The sequence below is a fragment of the Oceanospirillum sp. genome, assembly GCF_982874595.1.
On record NZ_CEYNZH010000063.1, the window covers coordinates 1 to 16,557 of the forward strand.

The 16,557-nt window shown below is 49.9% G+C and carries 16 protein-coding genes; 7 read left to right on the forward strand and 9 right to left on the reverse strand.

Annotated elements, in window-relative coordinates; translation table 11 throughout:
• Positions 1–600: 600 nt before the first annotated feature.
• The 4 genes from AC4GL5_RS16755 to AC4GL5_RS16770 all read left to right on the forward strand — a co-directional run bounded on the left by AC4GL5_RS16755 (position 601) and on the right by AC4GL5_RS16770 (position 8,722).
• Positions 601–2,289, forward strand: coding sequence for an AMP-binding protein (locus AC4GL5_RS16755; protein WP_490383967.1), 1,689 nt, complete (start codon positions 601–603; stop codon positions 2,287–2,289).
• A 225-nt stretch (positions 2,290–2,514) separates the two neighbouring features.
• Entirely contained in the window at positions 2,515–6,498 is a 3,984-nt protein-coding gene (gene hrpA / locus AC4GL5_RS16760) for an ATP-dependent RNA helicase HrpA (protein WP_490383950.1), read from the forward strand.
• The gene (locus tag AC4GL5_RS16765) at positions 6,498–7,448 is read left to right on the forward strand and encodes an alpha/beta hydrolase (RefSeq protein WP_490383951.1); all 951 of its coding nucleotides are present in this window, start codon (positions 6,498–6,500) and stop codon (positions 7,446–7,448) included. The genes hrpA and AC4GL5_RS16765 overlap by 1 nt, the downstream gene beginning before the upstream one ends.
• A 539-nt stretch (positions 7,449–7,987) precedes the next feature.
• Positions 7,988–8,722 (forward strand): MlaA family lipoprotein, encoded by a 735-nt coding sequence (locus tag AC4GL5_RS16770; RefSeq protein ID WP_490383952.1) that lies wholly within the window; start codon positions 7,988–7,990, stop codon positions 8,720–8,722.
• A 42-nt stretch (positions 8,723–8,764) separates the two neighbouring features.
• Here the strand turns inward: AC4GL5_RS16770 and AC4GL5_RS16775 are convergent, their stop codons facing one another.
• On the reverse strand, positions 8,765–9,133 hold the full coding sequence (locus AC4GL5_RS16775; protein WP_490383953.1) for a PilZ domain-containing protein: 369 nt from the start codon (positions 9,131–9,133) through the stop codon (positions 8,765–8,767).
• A gap of 199 nt (positions 9,134–9,332) precedes the next feature.
• On the opposite strand from AC4GL5_RS16775, the gene AC4GL5_RS16780 reads away from it, so the two are divergent.
• Both AC4GL5_RS16780 and AC4GL5_RS16785 read left to right on the forward strand, forming a co-directional pair.
• Positions 9,333–10,499, forward strand: a complete 1,167-nt coding sequence (locus tag AC4GL5_RS16780) for a PP2C family protein-serine/threonine phosphatase (RefSeq protein ID WP_490383954.1) — start codon at positions 9,333–9,335, stop codon at positions 10,497–10,499.
• A gap of 1 nt (position 10,500) precedes the next feature.
• Positions 10,501–11,016: an STAS domain-containing protein gene (locus AC4GL5_RS16785; protein WP_490383955.1), complete on the forward strand. Its 516-nt coding sequence runs from the start codon at positions 10,501–10,503 to the stop codon at positions 11,014–11,016.
• 107 nt (positions 11,017–11,123) lie between these two features.
• On the opposite strand, the gene tal is transcribed toward AC4GL5_RS16785, so the two are convergent.
• Both tal and dusA read right to left on the reverse strand, forming a co-directional pair.
• Positions 11,124–12,101, reverse strand: a complete 978-nt coding sequence (tal, locus tag AC4GL5_RS16790) for a transaldolase (RefSeq protein WP_490383956.1) — start codon at positions 12,099–12,101, stop codon at positions 11,124–11,126.
• Between the two features lie 120 nt (positions 12,102–12,221).
• Positions 12,222–13,244 carry a tRNA dihydrouridine(20/20a) synthase DusA gene (dusA, locus tag AC4GL5_RS16795; RefSeq protein ID WP_490383957.1) on the reverse strand — a complete coding sequence of 341 codons (1,023 nt, stop codon included), beginning with the start codon at positions 13,242–13,244 and terminating at the stop codon, positions 12,222–12,224.
• A gap of 135 nt (positions 13,245–13,379) precedes the next feature.
• On the opposite strand from dusA, the gene AC4GL5_RS16800 reads away from it, so the two are divergent.
• A complete protein-coding gene (locus AC4GL5_RS16800) occupies positions 13,380–14,420 on the forward strand; it encodes a site-specific integrase (RefSeq protein WP_490383958.1) in 1,041 nt (346 codons plus the stop codon).
• On the opposite strand, the gene AC4GL5_RS16805 is transcribed toward AC4GL5_RS16800, so the two are convergent.
• The 6 genes from AC4GL5_RS16805 to AC4GL5_RS16830 form a co-directional block, all read right to left on the reverse strand.
• A complete protein-coding gene (locus AC4GL5_RS16805) occupies positions 14,417–14,638 on the reverse strand; it encodes a pyocin activator PrtN family protein (protein ID WP_490383959.1) in 222 nt (73 codons plus the stop codon). The genes AC4GL5_RS16800 and AC4GL5_RS16805 overlap by 4 nt on opposite strands.
• Before the next feature lies 1 nt (position 14,639).
• Positions 14,640–14,930, reverse strand: a complete 291-nt coding sequence (locus AC4GL5_RS16810; RefSeq protein WP_490383960.1) for a phage antirepressor KilAC domain-containing protein — start codon at positions 14,928–14,930, stop codon at positions 14,640–14,642.
• Positions 14,911–15,180, reverse strand: coding sequence for a hypothetical protein (locus AC4GL5_RS16815; RefSeq protein WP_490383961.1), 270 nt, complete (start codon positions 15,178–15,180; stop codon positions 14,911–14,913). Before AC4GL5_RS16815 ends, AC4GL5_RS16810 begins: the two co-directional genes overlap by 20 nt.
• Positions 15,149–15,418, reverse strand: a complete 270-nt coding sequence (locus tag AC4GL5_RS16820; protein ID WP_490383962.1) for a hypothetical protein — start codon at positions 15,416–15,418, stop codon at positions 15,149–15,151. Before AC4GL5_RS16820 ends, AC4GL5_RS16815 begins: the two co-directional genes overlap by 32 nt.
• Positions 15,396–15,743 carry a hypothetical protein gene (locus AC4GL5_RS16825; protein ID WP_490383963.1) on the reverse strand — a complete coding sequence of 116 codons (348 nt, stop codon included), beginning with the start codon at positions 15,741–15,743 and terminating at the stop codon, positions 15,396–15,398. Before AC4GL5_RS16825 ends, AC4GL5_RS16820 begins: the two co-directional genes overlap by 23 nt.
• 330 nt (positions 15,744–16,073) lie before the next feature.
• On the reverse strand, positions 16,074–16,557 hold a 484-nt coding region (locus AC4GL5_RS16830; RefSeq protein WP_490383964.1), incomplete at its 5' end, for a hypothetical protein.

Consider the following 16,557-nt stretch of genomic DNA (forward strand, 5'->3'; position numbering starts at 1 on the left):
TCTGCCGTGACAACATGGCAAACTTTAAAGCACCGAAGAATGTCGTTTTTGGCGACCTGCCAAAAACGTCTACCGGCAAGATCCAGAAGTTTATGCTGCGTGATCGTGCCAAAGAGCTTTAAGGTCTGATCGACCTTAGGGCACATGACAGGGTATGCCGAAATAACTCGCTTCGGATTCCTGTCCTTTCCTGTCTGTAATATTTTGCCCATATTGGGTACTTAGGGAGCGCATAGCGCTCCCTTTTTTATCATCCTCTCAAGCGCTGTTAAGAGCTCAGTTCTGCCCCTTTTTCGCGATCTACTGGTGTTTGCGCAAAAATAGCCCGAAAAATCTTTAAAACTTTCTTACTGCATTCCGGTCTATCCTCAATAAGACACCTGCTTCGTAGTCGTCTGATGAGATAGGCGATCGTTTATGCTTACACTACCGTTGTGGTTTCTTATTGATTTATCTGATCAATAAAACAAACGTGCGTTTCAATCGAGTGTTTTACTTTTATTTGTAACTGGTTTATGTTGGTGCGTATAAAGATAACAACCTCTGTAGCTCCCTTGCGAGTGAGCCAATAACAATAAAGAAACGGGAGAAGAAGTCATGATGAGTCCGTTCTTCAAAGAGCGTTTTCCGGAAGGTGTCTCCAGCGAGATCGACCTGACAGCCTACAGCTCTATACTGGATGTTCTTGACGAGGCCTGTAAGCGGTTTGCTGATCGTCCGGCCTTTTCCAATATGGGTAAATGCATCACCTTTGCAGAACTGGACGCTTTGGCTCGGGACTTTGCAGCCTATCTGCAAAATCATCTGGGCTTAAAGCCTGGCGAGCGTATCGCTATTCAGCTGCCCAACACCCTGCAATATCCGATTGCTTTGTTTGGTGCGATGCGTGCGGGACTGGTGGTGGTGAATACTAATCCACTTTATACCGAACGTGAGATGCGTCATCAGTTCCAGGATTCCGGCACTAAAGCACTTGTAGTACTGGCTAATATGGCTCATCTGGCGGAGAAGGTTTTACCGGATACTGATATAGAACACGTTATTGTGACTGAGCTGGGCGATATGCACGGCTTTGTAAAACGTACTCTGATTAACAGTGTGGTGCGCTATGTTAAAAAGATGGTGCCGGATTACAGTATTCCGAATGCGATTGCTTATCGTGATGCGCTGCGTGTAGGCAAAGCTTTACCTCTGCAGGAGCACCATGCTCAGTCTGAAGATCTGGCTGTTCTGCAATACACTGGCGGCACCACTGGCGTTGCCAAAGGAGCCATGCTGAGCCATCGTAACCTGGTAGCGAATATGCTGCAGGCCCGTATTATTCTGAATACCATCTTGGATGAAGGCAAAGAGAGCATTGTGTTGCCTCTGCCGATGTACCATATCTATACCTTTACCGTCAGTCTGGTGCTGATGGAGTCTGGTAATCACTCTCTGCTGGTAACCAATCCCCGTGATCTTCCGGCATTTGTTAAAGAGCTGGGTAAAAACGAATTTACCGGTTTTGTCGGTCTGAACACCCTGTTTGTGGCCCTGGCTAACCGTGATGATTTTAAACAGCTGGATTTCTCTAAGCTGAAATTAACCATCTCCGGGGGGATGGCGCTGACTCATGCCGCAGAAGAAGAGTGGCACGCGGTTACCGGTTGTCATATTAATGAAGGTTACGGTATGACCGAAACCTCACCGATTGCCACCTTTAACATCCCGTGCAAGTCTCAGTTGGGCACTATCGGCCTACCTGTTCCATCGACCGATCTGAAAACCGTGGATGAAGACGGTAATGACCTTGCGCATGGTGAAGTGGGCGAGCTGTGCGTTAAAGGCCCTCAGGTAATGATGGGTTACTGGAAAAATGAAACAGCCACCCAAGAGATGATCGACGCTGATGACTGGCTGCATACTGGTGATATGGCGGTGATTCAGGACGATGGTTTTGTCCGAATTGTTGATCGCAAGAAAGATATGATTAACGTTTCCGGCTTTAATGTTTATCCGAACGAAGTCGAAGATGTCATCGTATCTCATACCGGTATTATCGAAGCGGCAGCGATAGGTGTACCGGATGACAAGACCGGTGAAGCGATCAAGGTCTTCCTGGTGCGTCGTGATGAAAACCTGACAGTCAAAGAGGTTCAGGAGTATTGCCGCAGTCATCTGACCGGTTACAAAGTACCTAAACAGGTCGAATTCCGTGATGAGCTGCCAAAAACCAATGTTGGTAAAGTGCTGCGCCGTACGTTGCGGGATGAGGAACTGGCAAAAATTAAGCAGGAAGAGGCCGCCTGATAAGGTGGTGCTAACTGCTGGTGTGATTAGATCAAGGGGCTTCGGCCCCTTTTTTGTGCCTGGGTTTTGTCATTCAAATTCTTATCGTAACTATCATCAAACACTGGTCTTTCAGGCTGTTACCGGAAATCCTCTGCGTTTTATACGCAAACAGGGTAAAATGCTGCCCCTTAATCGTTTTGTCCTCAGAATACGCGTTGAGTTTTACCAGAGGTTTCTTCCTGCATGGCTTCAGACAACATTCCGCAAACCGCCGCTCCGGAGCAGCCTCAACATAAGGTTGTGTCAGAGAAAGACGTAACCCCAGCTCAGGTAGAGCCTCTGTTGGCTAAGGTGATGCTGAAAGACCGTTTTCGACTGCAGCAGGCCTGGCGTCAGGCGAAGAAGCTCAATGATGCGGAGAAACTGCAGAAACTGGCGGCTCAGATTGTGCGTTCTTCCCAGAAAGCGGGCGAGCGTGCCAGGCTGATTCCTAAAGTGGAATATCCTGAAAATCTGCCCGTCAGCCAGAAAAAAGCTGATATTGCTGAAGCGATTGAAAACAATCAGGTCGTGGTGATTGCAGGTGAAACCGGTTCCGGTAAAACCACTCAGATTCCGAAAATCTGTCTTGAACTGGGTTTAGGGGTCAAGGGACTGATTGGTCATACCCAGCCCCGCCGTCTGGCAGCCCGAACCGTTGCCGACCGTGTGGCAGAAGAGCTGAAAGTGCCTTTGGGCGAACAGGTAGGTTATCAGGTACGTTTTACCGATCAGGTCACTGATAACACGCTCGTTAAGCTGATGACCGATGGTATCCTGCTGGCTGAAACCCAGAATGACCGTTTTCTGAACCGATACGAAGTGATCATTATTGATGAGGCCCACGAACGCAGCCTCAATATCGATTTTTTGTTGGGTTACCTGAAACAGCTGCTGCCGAAACGCCCGGATCTGAAACTGATCATCACCTCCGCCACTATCGATGTGGAGCGCTTCTCCAAGCATTTCAGCAACGCACCTGTGATCGAAGTTTCCGGCCGGACTTTCCCGGTAGATGTCCTGTATCGTCCTCTGATGGAACTGGAAGAGGACGATGAGCGCGACTTCGACCAGTACCTGCATCAGGGGATTCTGGAGGCGGTGGAAGAGATCGAACAGATCGAGCGGGAACGTAAGTGGGGCACAGGCCCGCGGGATATTCTGATCTTTCTGCCCGGTGAGCGTGAGATTCGTGAAACTGCCGAGGTGCTGCGTCGGGCCAATTTGCGCGGTACTGAGATTTTGCCGCTGTACGCCCGCCTGAGCGCCAAAGAACAGAACAAGGTGTTCCATAGCCACTCCGGGCGCAGGATCGTGTTATCAACCAATGTCGCGGAAACCTCCCTGACCGTGCCCGGTATCCGTTATGTGATTGACCCGGGCACCGCCCGTATCAGCCGTTACAGCTATCGCTCCAAAGTGCAGCGCCTGCCGGTAGAAGCGGTTTCTCAGGCCAGTGCCAACCAGCGTAAAGGCCGCTGTGGCCGTATCTCTGAAGGTTGCTGTATCCGTCTGTACAGTGAAGAGGATTTTGTTGGCCGTCCGGAATTTACCGACCCTGAGATCCGTCGTACCAATCTTGCCTCGGTGATTCTGCAGATGCTCAATCTGCGGCTGGGCAAGATCGAATCCTTCCCCTTTGTTGATAAACCGGATAACCGTTTTATCCGTGATGGTTTCCGCCTGCTGCATGAGTTGGGTGCCGTGGATGATAAAGAACGGCTGACCAAAGTCGGTCGTATGCTGGCGCGTCTGCCGATCGACCCGCGCATTGGCCGTATGGTGTTATCCGGTGCTGAACATGGCGCACTGAACGAGGTACTGATTATCGCCAGTGCTCTCAGTGCTCAGGATCCGCGGGAACGCCCCCATGATAAACAGCAAGCGGCTGATGAAAAGCATAAGCAGTGGCGGGATGAAAACTCTGATTTTCTTGCCTATGTGAACTTATGGAACGGTTACGAAGATCAGCGACAGGAACTGTCCAACAGTCAGTTCCGTAAGTGGTGTCACAAGAACTTTCTCTCCTATCTGCGGATGCGCGAGTGGCGGGATGTGCACCATCAGCTAAAACTGATGAGTAAAGAGCTGAAGCTGGAATTCAATACCAATCCAGCCGGTACTGCTGATCTGCACAAGTCCCTGTTACCCGGTTTGCTGAGTCACCTGGGTATGAAGCTGGAAGATCGTGAGTATTTGGGAGCCCGCAATCGCAAGTTTCACATTTTCCCCGGCTCAGCCCTGTTTAAAAAACAGCCCAAGTGGCTGATGGCGGCAGAGCTGGTGGAAACCAGCCGTCTGTACGCTCGGCAGGTGGCCAAAATTGAGCCGGAATGGGTAGAGCGCTACGCCAAACACCTGACCAAGCGCAGTTACAGTGAACCCCACTGGGAGAAAAAACGTGCCCAGGTCGTGGCGGATGAAAAAGTCACCCTGTACGGCCTGCCGGTGGTGCCGGGGCGGCGTGTGCATTACGGCCCGATCGATCCTGTTGTCTCCCGTGAAATCTTTATCCGTAATGGGCTGGTGGAAGGTGAGTACGACAGTAAAGCGTCTTTCTATCGCTACAATCAGCAGGCGATTGCTGATGTCGAGCAGTTGGAATCCAAGGTGCGTCGCCGGGATATTCTGGTGGATGATGACACTCTGTTCCGCTTCTATGATGAACGAATTCCGGCAGGAATATACAACGGTGCCAGTTTTGAGAAGTGGCGTAAAACCGCTGAAAAAGACGATTCCCAGATTTTGTTCTTTGATCCGGATGCCCTGAAGCAGCGTGATCCTGATGAGGTCACACTGGAAACCCAGTACCCCGATCAGCTGGGGCTGCAGGGTATGAAGCTGGCGCTGGATTACCGGTTCGAGCCGGACAACAAACAGCAGGATGGTGTCAGAATTCAGGTTCCTGTCGCCGGTCTGCAGCAGGTGAATGAACATAGGCTTGAGTGGCTGGTGCCCGGTATGCTGCGGGAAAAGTGTATCGCACTGATCAAGAACTTGCCCAAGCAGGTACGTAAGAATTTTGTGCCGATTCCCGATTATGTCGACCAAATTCTACCGTTACTGGAGCCTTGCGATGAGCCGCTGACCGATCATCTGGCAGAGCGCCTGCGTCGTAAAACCGGTATGCGCATTGATCCGGCCCTGTGGCAGACCGATACTCTGGAACCCCACCTTAAAATGCTGATTCAGGTGGTGGATACCAAAGGCAAGGTGATCGGTCAGTCCCGTGATCTGGCAGAGCTTCTGGAACAGTTCTCCGGTCACTCTGTAGCTGAGGTGCGTATCAGTGGTGATGACAGCTTTAAGCAGCAGGGACTGACGGAATGGCCAGCCGATCTGCAACTGCCACAGGTACTTGAGCAGGAGCAGCAGGGGATTGTGCTGAAGGCGTTTCCGGCGCTGGTGGACAGGAAAACCAGTGTCGATGTCAGCCTGTTTGATCTGCAGGGAGAAGCTGATGCCAATCACTGGCCCGGCGTGCGTCGCCTTCTGATGCTGGCGCTGCCACAGCAGGTGAAGTGGATTGAGAAATCCCTGCCGCAACTGAATCAAACCGCTTTGCTGTTCAACAGCTTAGGTAAAAAAGAGCAGTTTGTTCAGGATCTGCAACTGGCAGTCTTTGATCGTGTGTTTAAAGGTGATCATGGGTCAGAAGGCCGTGACCTGCCCCGCGATGCCGACGCTTTTGCAGCTTTGCTTAATGAAAGGAAAGAACTGATCGGTAAAGAGGCGGAAGCCTTATTGAAGCTTTGCCATAGAATCCTTAAATTAAATCATGAGATTCAGAAACGCTTAAAGGGTAAAATCCCTCTGGCGTTGGCATTTATTTACAGCGATATTCGTTATCAGCTGGAACATCTGGTGTATCCCGGCTTCTTACATCAGACCGGCCCGGAGTGGCTGGAAGCGCTGCCGCGCTACCTTGAGGGTATCCTGATCCGACTGGATAAGTCCGGTATTAATCGCGGGCGGGACCAGCTCTGGAGTCAGGAACTGGCGGATCTTTGGGAGAAATACCAAACCAAAGCGGAACAATTAAAACAGCGTGAAGGCAGTGCCAACCGATTATTACCTTTCAGATGGATGCTGGAAGAGTATCGGATATCTCTGTTTGCACAGCAACTTGGCACAGCCATGCCGGTATCGGCAAAACGGCTGGATAAACTATGGAGTGAGTTAACCTGATGGCTTCAGATCGCCAAATTATCGAAGAGCGTATCTCTTTACCGGTCACACCAATGATGACAGCGGGCCTGCATCGTTTTACACCCCGTAATGGTGAGGTAAAGGGAACCGTGCTGATGTTGCATGGTTTAATGCAGGGAAGTGATGTGTTCTTTGATCAGGTACGTGGCGGAGGTTTAGCTTATTATCTGGCAGAAAAAGGTTACGATGTTTTTGTTTGTCAGCTTAGGGGGCGGGATGCAACTAATGATCAGCTGAAGCTTGAGCCCTTTGGTTTAAAGCAGGTGCTACAGGAAGATCTTCCGTTAATCTGGTCCTCCGTTGAAAAGCGTTGCCGGCATCAGGATATCTACCTGGTGGGTTATCAGTTTGGCAGCCTGCTCTGGAGCGCCATGATCGCCCGACAGCCGGAACTTCTGGACAAGGTACGCGGAATTCTGCATTTCTGCCCACAGCGGGCTTTAATACCTGGCGGCAAGCGTAAAAATTTCTGGTACGGTTTTCTTGAACGCAGCATGATGCCCAAACTGGGTAAATTGCTGGGTTTTGTGCCTTCCCAGCGGTTTAAAATCGGCAAAAAAAATGAATCTCTGCCGCTCTACTCCGATGCGCTTCAGTGGCGAAATGGTGACTGGAAAGATCAGTGGGATGGCTTCGATTACCTCGCCGCAATGGAAAAGCTCAGTCTGCCGCCCAGCCTTTACTTTGTTACTCTGAAGCCGTCCTGGCGTGGACTGGAACATGATTGCCGCGCCTTTATGTTCGAGCTTGGGCATCATAATGGCCGGATGATTAAGCTGGGCTCAAAAGTAGGTAACAAAGCAAACTACGCCCGCAATGAACTTTGCACACATCTTAAAGCGGAAGAGGATTACTTCCCGCTGATACTGGAATGGATGAAAGAAGTCTTACCTCAGCATCAGGAAGCGCAGGTGTCTATAGGATGCTGAGGTCCGGATTATTGGGGCGAATATGCTCGAAGATTTGTGTGATTCAGGGTATCTGTTTTCAGCCAAAGTGATTAGAAACAATATGATTGTTAAGCGAGCACCCGGCATCCGTTATTGGCTGCTGGGTGTTTTTTTGTCTGCCTGCACGCACAGAGTCGCAATGATGAAACGGGAGTTGTTCGCTTCCCCCTTCTCGGTGAGCGACATATCTTTCTAGAGCTATCTTTCAATATTGCGTCGGTTTGTTGGTAAAGGCCGTCATCTATGAGTATCAGTGCCTGAGACAATTCCCTCAACCTGAATCGATCAGATCGTGGGCAAATGCTGAATTATTACTCCTAGTTTCTGGGGCATAACTGGTATGCAAACCCTAATGTAAAGGTATATTCTCTTTGGCGCTATTCTAAGGCTGATGCTGAATTTACTGCCAGCCGCGAGCAAGGATTCGGTCATGGCATTCGGTTGGGCGCCCAGCTTAGTATCTGATATTCAGAACCCGGATCAGACAAATGGAATAACTTACTTTTTTGGATTCATGAATGCGTGCTTTTCTGACAAAAATCATTCTCTCTTTCAGTTTTATTTTTTTATCGGTTTCCAGCTATGCCAGCCAGGATCGTGATCCCTGGGAAGGGTGGAACCGGGATGTGCATGAGTTTAACGAAGTGATGGACACCTATGTGGCCCGTCCCGTTGCGCAAGGTTACCGCTTTATCACACCTCAGTTTGTTCGTACCGGGGTCAGCAACTTTTTCAGTAATCTTGGTGAAGTGCCTACAACGGTTAATGATTTACTGCAGGCTAAACCGGGCGATGCTGTCAAATCCTCTGGCCGATTTGTTATCAATTCAACTTTGGGTATTCTGGGGCTTTTTGATGTTGCCAGTTGGATTGGAATTGAAGAGCACAGTGAGGATTTAGGGCAGACTCTGGCCGTCTGGGGTGTTGGTAGCGGCCCCTATGTGGTGATTCCTTTTTTGGGACCAAGTACTCTGAGGGACTCCCTGAGTATCTATCCGAATTACAAGTTGCACCCAATCGAATATGCCCCATTAACTGAAGAAGAGACATACGGTGTCCTCGCTTTGGACCTGGTACATCGCAGAGAGAGCTTGCTGAACAAGGAAAGTCTAGTTAGCGGTGATAAGTACGTTTTCTATCGTGATGCCTATCTTCAGAACCGGGAATATGAGATTAAGGACGGTGAGGTTCAGGACAGCTTTGACGACGGCTTTGATGATTTTGATGATGTGGACTTCGACGAAGACTTCTGAAGCCGACTCCCTGTGCCCGGCTCTGATATCCGATATTGGATATCAGAGGATTTCTATAATTTTAAGGCCGGCACAATAGTACATTGATTCATCTTTTTCTCTGTCGCCAGGGGTGTCTGAACGGCTGTTAGGATTGGCCGTTTCTGACGATTCTTCCCCCATGACATTAATTCGGGTGACTTCAACGATTGCCTCAAAAGGCTCCTTACCGAGATGCTCTCTGAGCTTAAACTGCGCGCGGGAGCCACATGCCAATTTTTCTGAAAGAACGACCCGTGCCCCGGTTGTACTCAGATCAAGACACTGCCCCAGCAGGTGAGCCTCCCCATCTTTCAGCTGCAGCTCACAATTAAGACTGATCCGGGTTCTTGGAAAAGCTCTTTTTTCACCCTGTGGTAGAAAAAATTCCATTATCTTTACCTATACTTGTTAAGCAGTGTCCGAAATATTACATTTTTTTGGGCTAATTGATCCAGTGCACTTATCTGCATTTCCCTAGCCTGTCTTAGGGTTTACACTAATCAGTATAGGCAGGCTTAATCCATTTAGTATTTTGCGGCTGAAATTTCAGACTTGGTTTGCAGGGTACTGTAAAGGACACTTGGAACTTATGCTAACAACATTGCTGGATGCGGTTTACGTGTCCGATGGTGCATCGGATACATCGTTACAACATCACGTATCCCCCAAGCTTTTGGATGCCCTTGCAGCAAAGCCTTTGGCCGCTGAAAGTGGTCCGGATGGGCTTCCGGATTCAGTCAAGCTGGTAATTTTTGAGCTTAATCAGGCCTCTGATATTTTCCCCCTCGAAGACTGGCTGATCTCCAGTCGTTCCTATGCCCTTGTCGTAATTGCTAACGATGCTCTGACGGATACCCTGATTAAGGCGATGGAAGCGGGAGCTGATGATTACATCCTCAATCCGGACCATAACCTAAATCTGACGGCTCTGGTGCTTCAGAGGGCCGTCAGTCGTAAACAGGAGATCCAGCAAAGCCAGCAAACGTATGATGAACTGGAACAGTTAAACCTTGAGCTGATGACCAGTCTGGATCTGCTCAGGCAGGATCAGCAGGCGGGGCGTTACGTACAGCAGAAGATGCTGCCGGACTCTCCCTGGGCATTTCAGCAGCAGGACTTTTCCTACATGATCTGCCCTTCGCTATATCTGAGTGGCGACTTTGTCGATTATTTTCCGATCAACGACCATCAGGTGATGTTTTATCTGGCAGATGTATCCGGTCATGGTGCGTCGTCTGCTTTTATCACCATTTTGCTTCGGGTTTATATCCGTCGTTACGTTAAACGCGCTCTGCGCCTTGAAGAGCCGGTTAATCCTGCGGATATTCTGAAGCGTGTGAATACTGAGCTGCTTGAAACGGGTTTGGGTAAACATCTGACTATTTTTCTTGGCCTTTTAGATAGCAAAAACCGGCAGTTGCGCTACTGTAATGGAGCGCACTTTCCTTATCCGGTACTGGTAGATGATGACGGTGGGCGTTTTCTTGAAGGTAAAGGTATGCCCGTAGGACTTTTTGAGGATGCGACTTATGAGGAGTTTGAGTTATTGTTGCACCCGCGATACCATCTCACCCTCTTTTCAGACGGTGTGTTTGAAGTGATTAATGAAACCTCTCTGGCGGCTAAAGAGAAACGGCTGTTGGAGATAGCAACTCAATTTGCAGGGCAACATGACGCCATGGTAAATCACTTTACCGAGTTAGGCATGCAGGATGCCCCTGACGATGTCAGCCTATTGGCGGTATCAGGTTCTTAATATGCAAGAAGGCAAAATTCTGGTTGCGGAAAACCGGGGTGTTTACGTACTCAAATTTATGGGTGATGTGCGACTGACACTCTGCTCAACCATCGATTCATTGCTTAAACGAATTTTTGGTGGTGAAGATCTTAAATCGGTCGTGATCGATCTGACTGAAACGGATGGTATTGACAGTACGGCTCTCGGCCTGCTGGCAAAAATTGCCGTTCACGCTAAAGAGGTGATGCCACGCAAGCCAACCATTGTCAGCACTCGTGAGGATATCACCCGGGTACTGGACAGTATGGGCTTTGATCATTACTTCAATCTGCGCCATCAACCGATCGCACTGGATTACTCACTTGAGGAAGCCCCAGTGCTGGATGATGAATGTGCGGACAGTATCCGCCAGAAAGTGATTGATGCACACCGTACTCTGATGGGGTTAAACCCGCGTAATAAAGAAGAGTTTGAACCCGTGGTATTCGCTCTGGAAAACTGCAAAGCGACGCCGGACCTGAAGAGTTTTCACTGACATTCAGCCCGTCCCATTGGCGGAAACAAAACAACAAAGCCCCGAACACAGGCATTCATTCATGCCATGTGTTTTCGGGGCTTTTTTATCCGCGGGTTTATTAAAAACTAAGCGGATTTTAATGCCTGATCGACAAACAGAGGTGCCAGTTGGGCCTCAAGTTTGGCCTGATCTGCCGCGAAAAGACGAATACCCTCTGACAGTTTCTCGGTTGCCATCGCATCCTGATTCATCAGCCAGCGGAACTCTACTTCCGTCATCGCCACCGGACGGGGCATCAGCGGCTTATTCGCCCGCAGTTTTCGCTCTAATGGCGATGTGTCTGCTGCCAGTTGCTCCAGCAGAGCCGGGCTGATGGTCAGGCGATCACAGCCTGCCAGTTGTTCAATCTCATCGGTATTACGGAAGCTCGCACCCATCACAATGGTGTCGTAAGCGTGCTGCTTGTAGTAGTTGTAGATGCTCTGAACAGACAGTACGCCAGGGTCGTTAGCCCCGGCGAAATCCTGCTCCGGGAATGCCGCCTTGTTCCAGTCCAGAATACGGCCAACAAAAGGTGAGATCAGCGTGGCACCGGCTTCAGCACAGGCGATAGCCTGAGCCTGAGAGAACAGCAGTGTCAGGTTGCAGGTGATCCCTTCCTGTTCCAGAATTTCAGCGGCCTTAATGCCTTCCCAGGTGGAAGCGATCTTGATCAGAACCCGTTCGCGACCCACGCCCAGAGCTTTATAGAGGTTGATCAGACGACGGGCTTTTTCAACAGTAGCGCGGGTATCGAAAGAGAGACGGGCGCTCACTTCTGTGGAGATATATCCGGGAATAATACGGCTGATCTCGGCACCAATCGCCACAGCGATTCGGTCAACCGCATAATCTTTCTGTTGTTCGGGATCAGCGGTTTCCTGCTGAGCCTGCTGAACCGCCTGTTTAATCAGATCCTGATACTCAGGTTTGTCGGCAACCTTAAGGACCAGAGAGGGATTGGTGGTCGCATCCTGCGGTTTCAGTTGTGCGATGGCGTCAATATCACCGGTGTCGGCAACGACAACGGTCATTTGACGCAGTTGTTCCAGTTTACTGGCCATAGTGAATCTTCCTGCGGTTCATTAAGTTCTTTATTTTTAAAGAGAATTCAATTAAACCGCAATAGCACTAAGGTGGTGCAGGTCGCATAATAGGAAGTGGTTCACACTCAAAAACAGACGTTATCCGCTGAAAGCAGCATCCAGAATTGCCTGCTCAGAAACCAGCGCCATCGCCTGTTCCAGAACTTCAGGGCCGGCACCTTCTTTATAGGCGTTTTCACTGATATGTCGGCGGAACTTGCGTCCCCCCGGACAACCCTGAAAAATGCCCAGCAGATGACGGGTCATGTGACCCAGATAGGTTCCTTCAGAACACTGCTGCTCGATATAAGGCAGCATCTTAGCCAGTGCCTCATGGCGGCTGATCGCCGGTGTATCCAGTCCAAAGATCTTCTGATCCACCTCAGCCAGTAAGTACGGGTTCTGATAAGCCTCGCGACCTATCATCACGCCATCCACATGTTCCAGATGAGTCGCCATCTGATCAAATGTGGTGATACCGCCATTGATTGCAATCTCCAGCTCCGGATAAGCCTGTTTCATGCGATAAACCAGATCGTAATCCAAAGGCGGCACTTCACGGTTTTGCTTAGGGCTTAAACCTTCCAGCCAGGCTTTACGGGCATGCAGGGTAAAGCTTTTGCAACCCGCCGCAGCAACCGTCTCAATAAACTGAGGCAAGGTTTCTTCCGGGTTTTGCTCATCGATACCGATGCGGCATTTCACCGTGACTTCAACTTCTGTGGCTGCCTGCATGGCCGAAACGCACTCCGCCACCAGATCGGCATGGCCCATCAGGCAGGCACCGATCATGTTGTTCTGCACACGATCACTCGGGCAGCCCACATTCAGGTTGATCTCGTCGTAACCGAACTCCGTCGCCTTAACACTGCACTTCGCCAGATCTTCTGGGTTGCTGCCGCCCAGCTGCAGCGCGATAGGATGCTCTTCCTTGTTGTACGCCAGAAAACGATCCGGATCTTTACCGAAAAGAATCGCGCCTGTCGTCACCATCTCGGTGTACAGCAGGGCTTCTTTGGATAGCAGACGCGCAAAATACCTGTAGTGTCGGTCGGTCCAATCCATCATCGGAGCAACAGAGAAACGGCGGTGGCGGCTAATTGGGCTTTTTTCAGTATTCATGCGGGTTTCAGCGGGTTCTATTCAGTTGGGTTTTCACTGTGGGTACTCTGAAATACCCCAGAATATCGAAATTAGTGTACCATTATTGTACCAAATGCACGGCTGAGAATGATTCTCTCAAGGACTGGTACACTGATGGCGACTTACCAAAAGCGTGGTACACGATGGCGCGCTATTGTACGCAAAAAAGGGCATTCAACACAGAGCAAAAGCTTCACGACTAAGGCGCAGGCACAACGCTGGGCTGCTCAGGTGGAGCTGGATATGGAAAATGGCGTTTATACCGGCGGCAAAGCGTCAGGTTTGTCTCTGTCAGTGGCAGAGCTTTGTGATTTGCATCTTAAACATATGATAGGGGATGGCTCGGTTAAGCGTAGTAAAACCTTGCCATCAAATAACCGGATGCTATCTGAAGCCTTTGATGGTGTTTTGGTGGCGGATCTGAGCTACAACAGGCTGAAGCAGTATTGCGAGACCAGGATTCGTGTTGATGGTGTTAAACCTGTAACGGTAAAGCAGTTGATGATGTACTTATCATCCGCTGTTACGACTGGGGTTTATGAGGCGGGTATTCCTTCAGCATTCAAGGCTGAATTTCATGACTGGCTTAAGATGTTGGACAGAGCGGGTTTGACGGGATCTCCACAAAGTAGGGAGCGTCGAACTAAGCCGGAGGAGTTGGCACTTATTTTTACTCACCTTGAGCATAACAAAGCTCTGAGTCGGATTAGGTACGCCGATATCATCGAGTTTGCTATAGAGTCCTGTATGCGCCTGGGAGAGATCTGTCGTATCCGTTGGGAAGATTATGATGCGGAAAATAGCGTGGTGTGGATCAGGGATCGTAAGCATCCGACATTAAAGCAGGGAAACCACCAGAGGGTTCCGCTTCTGACGGGGGCTAAAACTGTGATTGACCGGCAGCCGCGAAAGGGTGAGTACATCTTCCCTTATGAGGCTCGGTCGGTGTCATCAGGTTTTACGCGAATGATGAAAGGTCTGGGGATAGAGGATTTGAGATTTCACGACCTGCGCCATGAGGGCATTAGCCGCTTGTTTGAGAAAGGAATGCAGATTCAGGAGGTGGCGATGATTTCAGGTCATCGGGACTGGGGAAGTCTGAGGCGATATACCAACCTGAAGCCAGAAGAGGTTTCAAAAAAGTGGTCGCACTAGGCGACCGCTTTTTTGCGTGCCGCGTCTATCCAATGGGCGGCATCTTCGTAGTGTACCAGTAGCTTTTTGTTTTGACGGATAACCGGTACATCAAATGTACCCGCAGACAGTCTGTTTTTAGCGGTCTGAAGGGTAATGCCCATCTCTCTTGTGCAGAACTGCTCCAGAGGTATCAGCGTGCAGTTGTAAATGGCTAACAGCGCGAACTCCGTTCTCATTTTATGCGCTCCGTTTTGAATTTTGATCTTGCTCGTTCAGCCGCTCATTCATCAGCTGTGCGATGAATGTCAGCCCCTCATTCGTGACCTTGGTGGTTTGGGTATGCACTGTCCGCCTGCCTTGTTCGTACATGCCGTCTTTAACGGTAAAGAACTTCTGCAGGTGGCATAGGTTGTAGGGCGGGATGGTTCCCCGAAAGCCTGCGTGCTTGCGCAGGAACTTGTAGAGGGCGTTGCGCCCTCCGGGGAAGTTCAGCTTCTTAGCGGCTTCTTCAACAGTTAAGAGGCTCATGGTTCACTCCTGCTGTCATCAGTTTGCTGGCTTTAACCGCGTATTCGCGGGCGGTTCGTTTACTGGTGGTTGTCTGGCCACCGAGCAATGGCCAGAACACCCGATTGTTTTGGTCTTTATGGGCTAGCATCTCAAACTGGCCGATGTAGATGTTGTGACTCTGTAGCTGTTCTGGGGTGTATGCGTAATAGCCATCGCCTTTAACAACATCAGAGCGTTTAGAGGGCAGGGTTTTGGTGATAGCGTTCATGCAGTTTCTCCGGGCATAAAAAAAGCCCCTGATGGGCAGGGGCTTGAATAGGGTTGGATTTTGCGGTGATAAATCGTCGCCTAGCTTGTTTTTCACCATTCGTTACCAGTAGGTCAATGGCGCCGTGCAACGCTTGCTTGTAGGTGTTGCCCTCGCTGAGCATCAGTCGGCCATTAAGCCGGATCTCTGCCAGCCAGTAAGGCTTGCCTGCTCGGTTAAGCTGCATTCTGATTTTCATAGAGCGATGCTCCTTCCTTGGGTTTGATCATCCAGACCAGTAATTCTTCTTCAGCCTGAGTCACCGCAATCACGATAAAGCCGGGATAGGTGTACTCCCGTGGCCAGTTGTCATCCGGTATTGATTCACCGTTAAGCCAACGGTTGATTTTGGCTTGCTCTACTTGCGGGCCGATATGCAGAACCTTGGACTGGTAACGGTGTTTTTGCAGCCAGTAGTCTGCTTCTGGGCTGGGCAAGTGGAACAGGTGAGTGGGTAGATCCGGATGTTTCCAGTTTCCGTCGGTATCCAGAGTGATTTGTGTTGGCTGAATCTTCAGTGACATGCTGAGTCTCCTTCTCTTTTTGTTTGGCTTGATGTTGCTTGCGTTTGTAGTCGAACAGATAAACCGGTGTGAACAGAGGGCGGCGTTCGCCTAAGGCGAAGTAAAGGCCAGTCAGTTCACCGGTCAGTTCATCGGATGCAGGGCTGGAGTTGTCGAACGTTTCAGGGTAAACAAGGTGAGCCAGCCGGGTTTCAATAAAGTGAATCTGGTCGCGAATCTCATCAGCCGGGCGCACGAAGTCGGCACCGGACGCTGGGCGCGGTGTTTGTGTGGTCATGGGAGTGTCCTGTTTTTTGCTTAGCGTGGGCAGAGGTATTACGACGGGGTAGGTTATGCTGCAGGCGCTGATTCTTCTGAGGTGCTGTGTCCTATAAATTTCAGTACCAGCCCATCGGCTTTCTTATATTTCCGTACCAGCGCCGTGGCAGAGGTGAAAATTGGTTCCCAGTATTCAATCTTGGCATCTAGCTGCATTTTTGCGGATCGTTTACCGATCGCTTTGATCATTTTCTTTTTCTCAGTTGGCGAGTAAAGAGACTGGCTGCGTTTTCGCCAAATCGCCTTAACCTCAGGCTTAAACAGTTCTGTCTGGTTCGGCCATCCCCAGCCCCAGTTGATTTTCCCATCCAGAAAAACCACCAGATCCATGCGGCCTTCTTTAGTTTGTGCCCGGGTGATGCTCAGCTCCTGTCCTTTATAATCAAACTCTACCCGGCAGTAGAGGCTTTTAAGTTCATCTTCAATCTGACGCCATTGCTCATTTGTGATTTGTGATTTGTGATTTGTGATTTGTGATTTGTGATTTGTGATTTGT

Bases quoted from the DNA above. Each gene is read 5' to 3' on its own strand.
- AC4GL5_RS16755 (WP_490383967.1), top strand. From the start codon at position 601: ATGAGTCCGTTCTTCAAAGAGCGTTTTCCGGAAGGTGTCTCCAGCGAG.
- hrpA (WP_490383950.1), top strand. From the start codon at position 2,515: ATGGCTTCAGACAACATTCCGCAAACCGCCGCTCCGGAGCAGCCTCAA.
- AC4GL5_RS16765 (WP_490383951.1), top strand. From the start codon at position 6,498: ATGGCTTCAGATCGCCAAATTATCGAAGAGCGTATCTCTTTACCGGTC.
- AC4GL5_RS16770 (WP_490383952.1), top strand. From the start codon at position 7,988: ATGCGTGCTTTTCTGACAAAAATCATTCTCTCTTTCAGTTTTATTTTT.
- AC4GL5_RS16775 (WP_490383953.1), bottom strand. From the start codon at position 9,133: ATGGAATTTTTTCTACCACAGGGTGAAAAAAGAGCTTTTCCAAGAACC.
- AC4GL5_RS16780 (WP_490383954.1), top strand. From the start codon at position 9,333: ATGCTAACAACATTGCTGGATGCGGTTTACGTGTCCGATGGTGCATCG.
- AC4GL5_RS16785 (WP_490383955.1), top strand. From the start codon at position 10,501: ATGCAAGAAGGCAAAATTCTGGTTGCGGAAAACCGGGGTGTTTACGTA.
- tal (WP_490383956.1), bottom strand. From the start codon at position 12,101: ATGGCCAGTAAACTGGAACAACTGCGTCAAATGACCGTTGTCGTTGCC.
- dusA (WP_490383957.1), bottom strand. From the start codon at position 13,244: ATGAATACTGAAAAAAGCCCAATTAGCCGCCACCGCCGTTTCTCTGTT.
- AC4GL5_RS16800 (WP_490383958.1), top strand. From the start codon at position 13,380: ATGGCGACTTACCAAAAGCGTGGTACACGATGGCGCGCTATTGTACGC.
- AC4GL5_RS16805 (WP_490383959.1), bottom strand. From the start codon at position 14,638: ATGAGAACGGAGTTCGCGCTGTTAGCCATTTACAACTGCACGCTGATA.
- AC4GL5_RS16810 (WP_490383960.1), bottom strand. From the start codon at position 14,930: ATGAGCCTCTTAACTGTTGAAGAAGCCGCTAAGAAGCTGAACTTCCCC.
- AC4GL5_RS16815 (WP_490383961.1), bottom strand. From the start codon at position 15,180: ATGAACGCTATCACCAAAACCCTGCCCTCTAAACGCTCTGATGTTGTT.
- AC4GL5_RS16820 (WP_490383962.1), bottom strand. From the start codon at position 15,418: ATGAAAATCAGAATGCAGCTTAACCGAGCAGGCAAGCCTTACTGGCTG.
- AC4GL5_RS16825 (WP_490383963.1), bottom strand. From the start codon at position 15,743: ATGTCACTGAAGATTCAGCCAACACAAATCACTCTGGATACCGACGGA.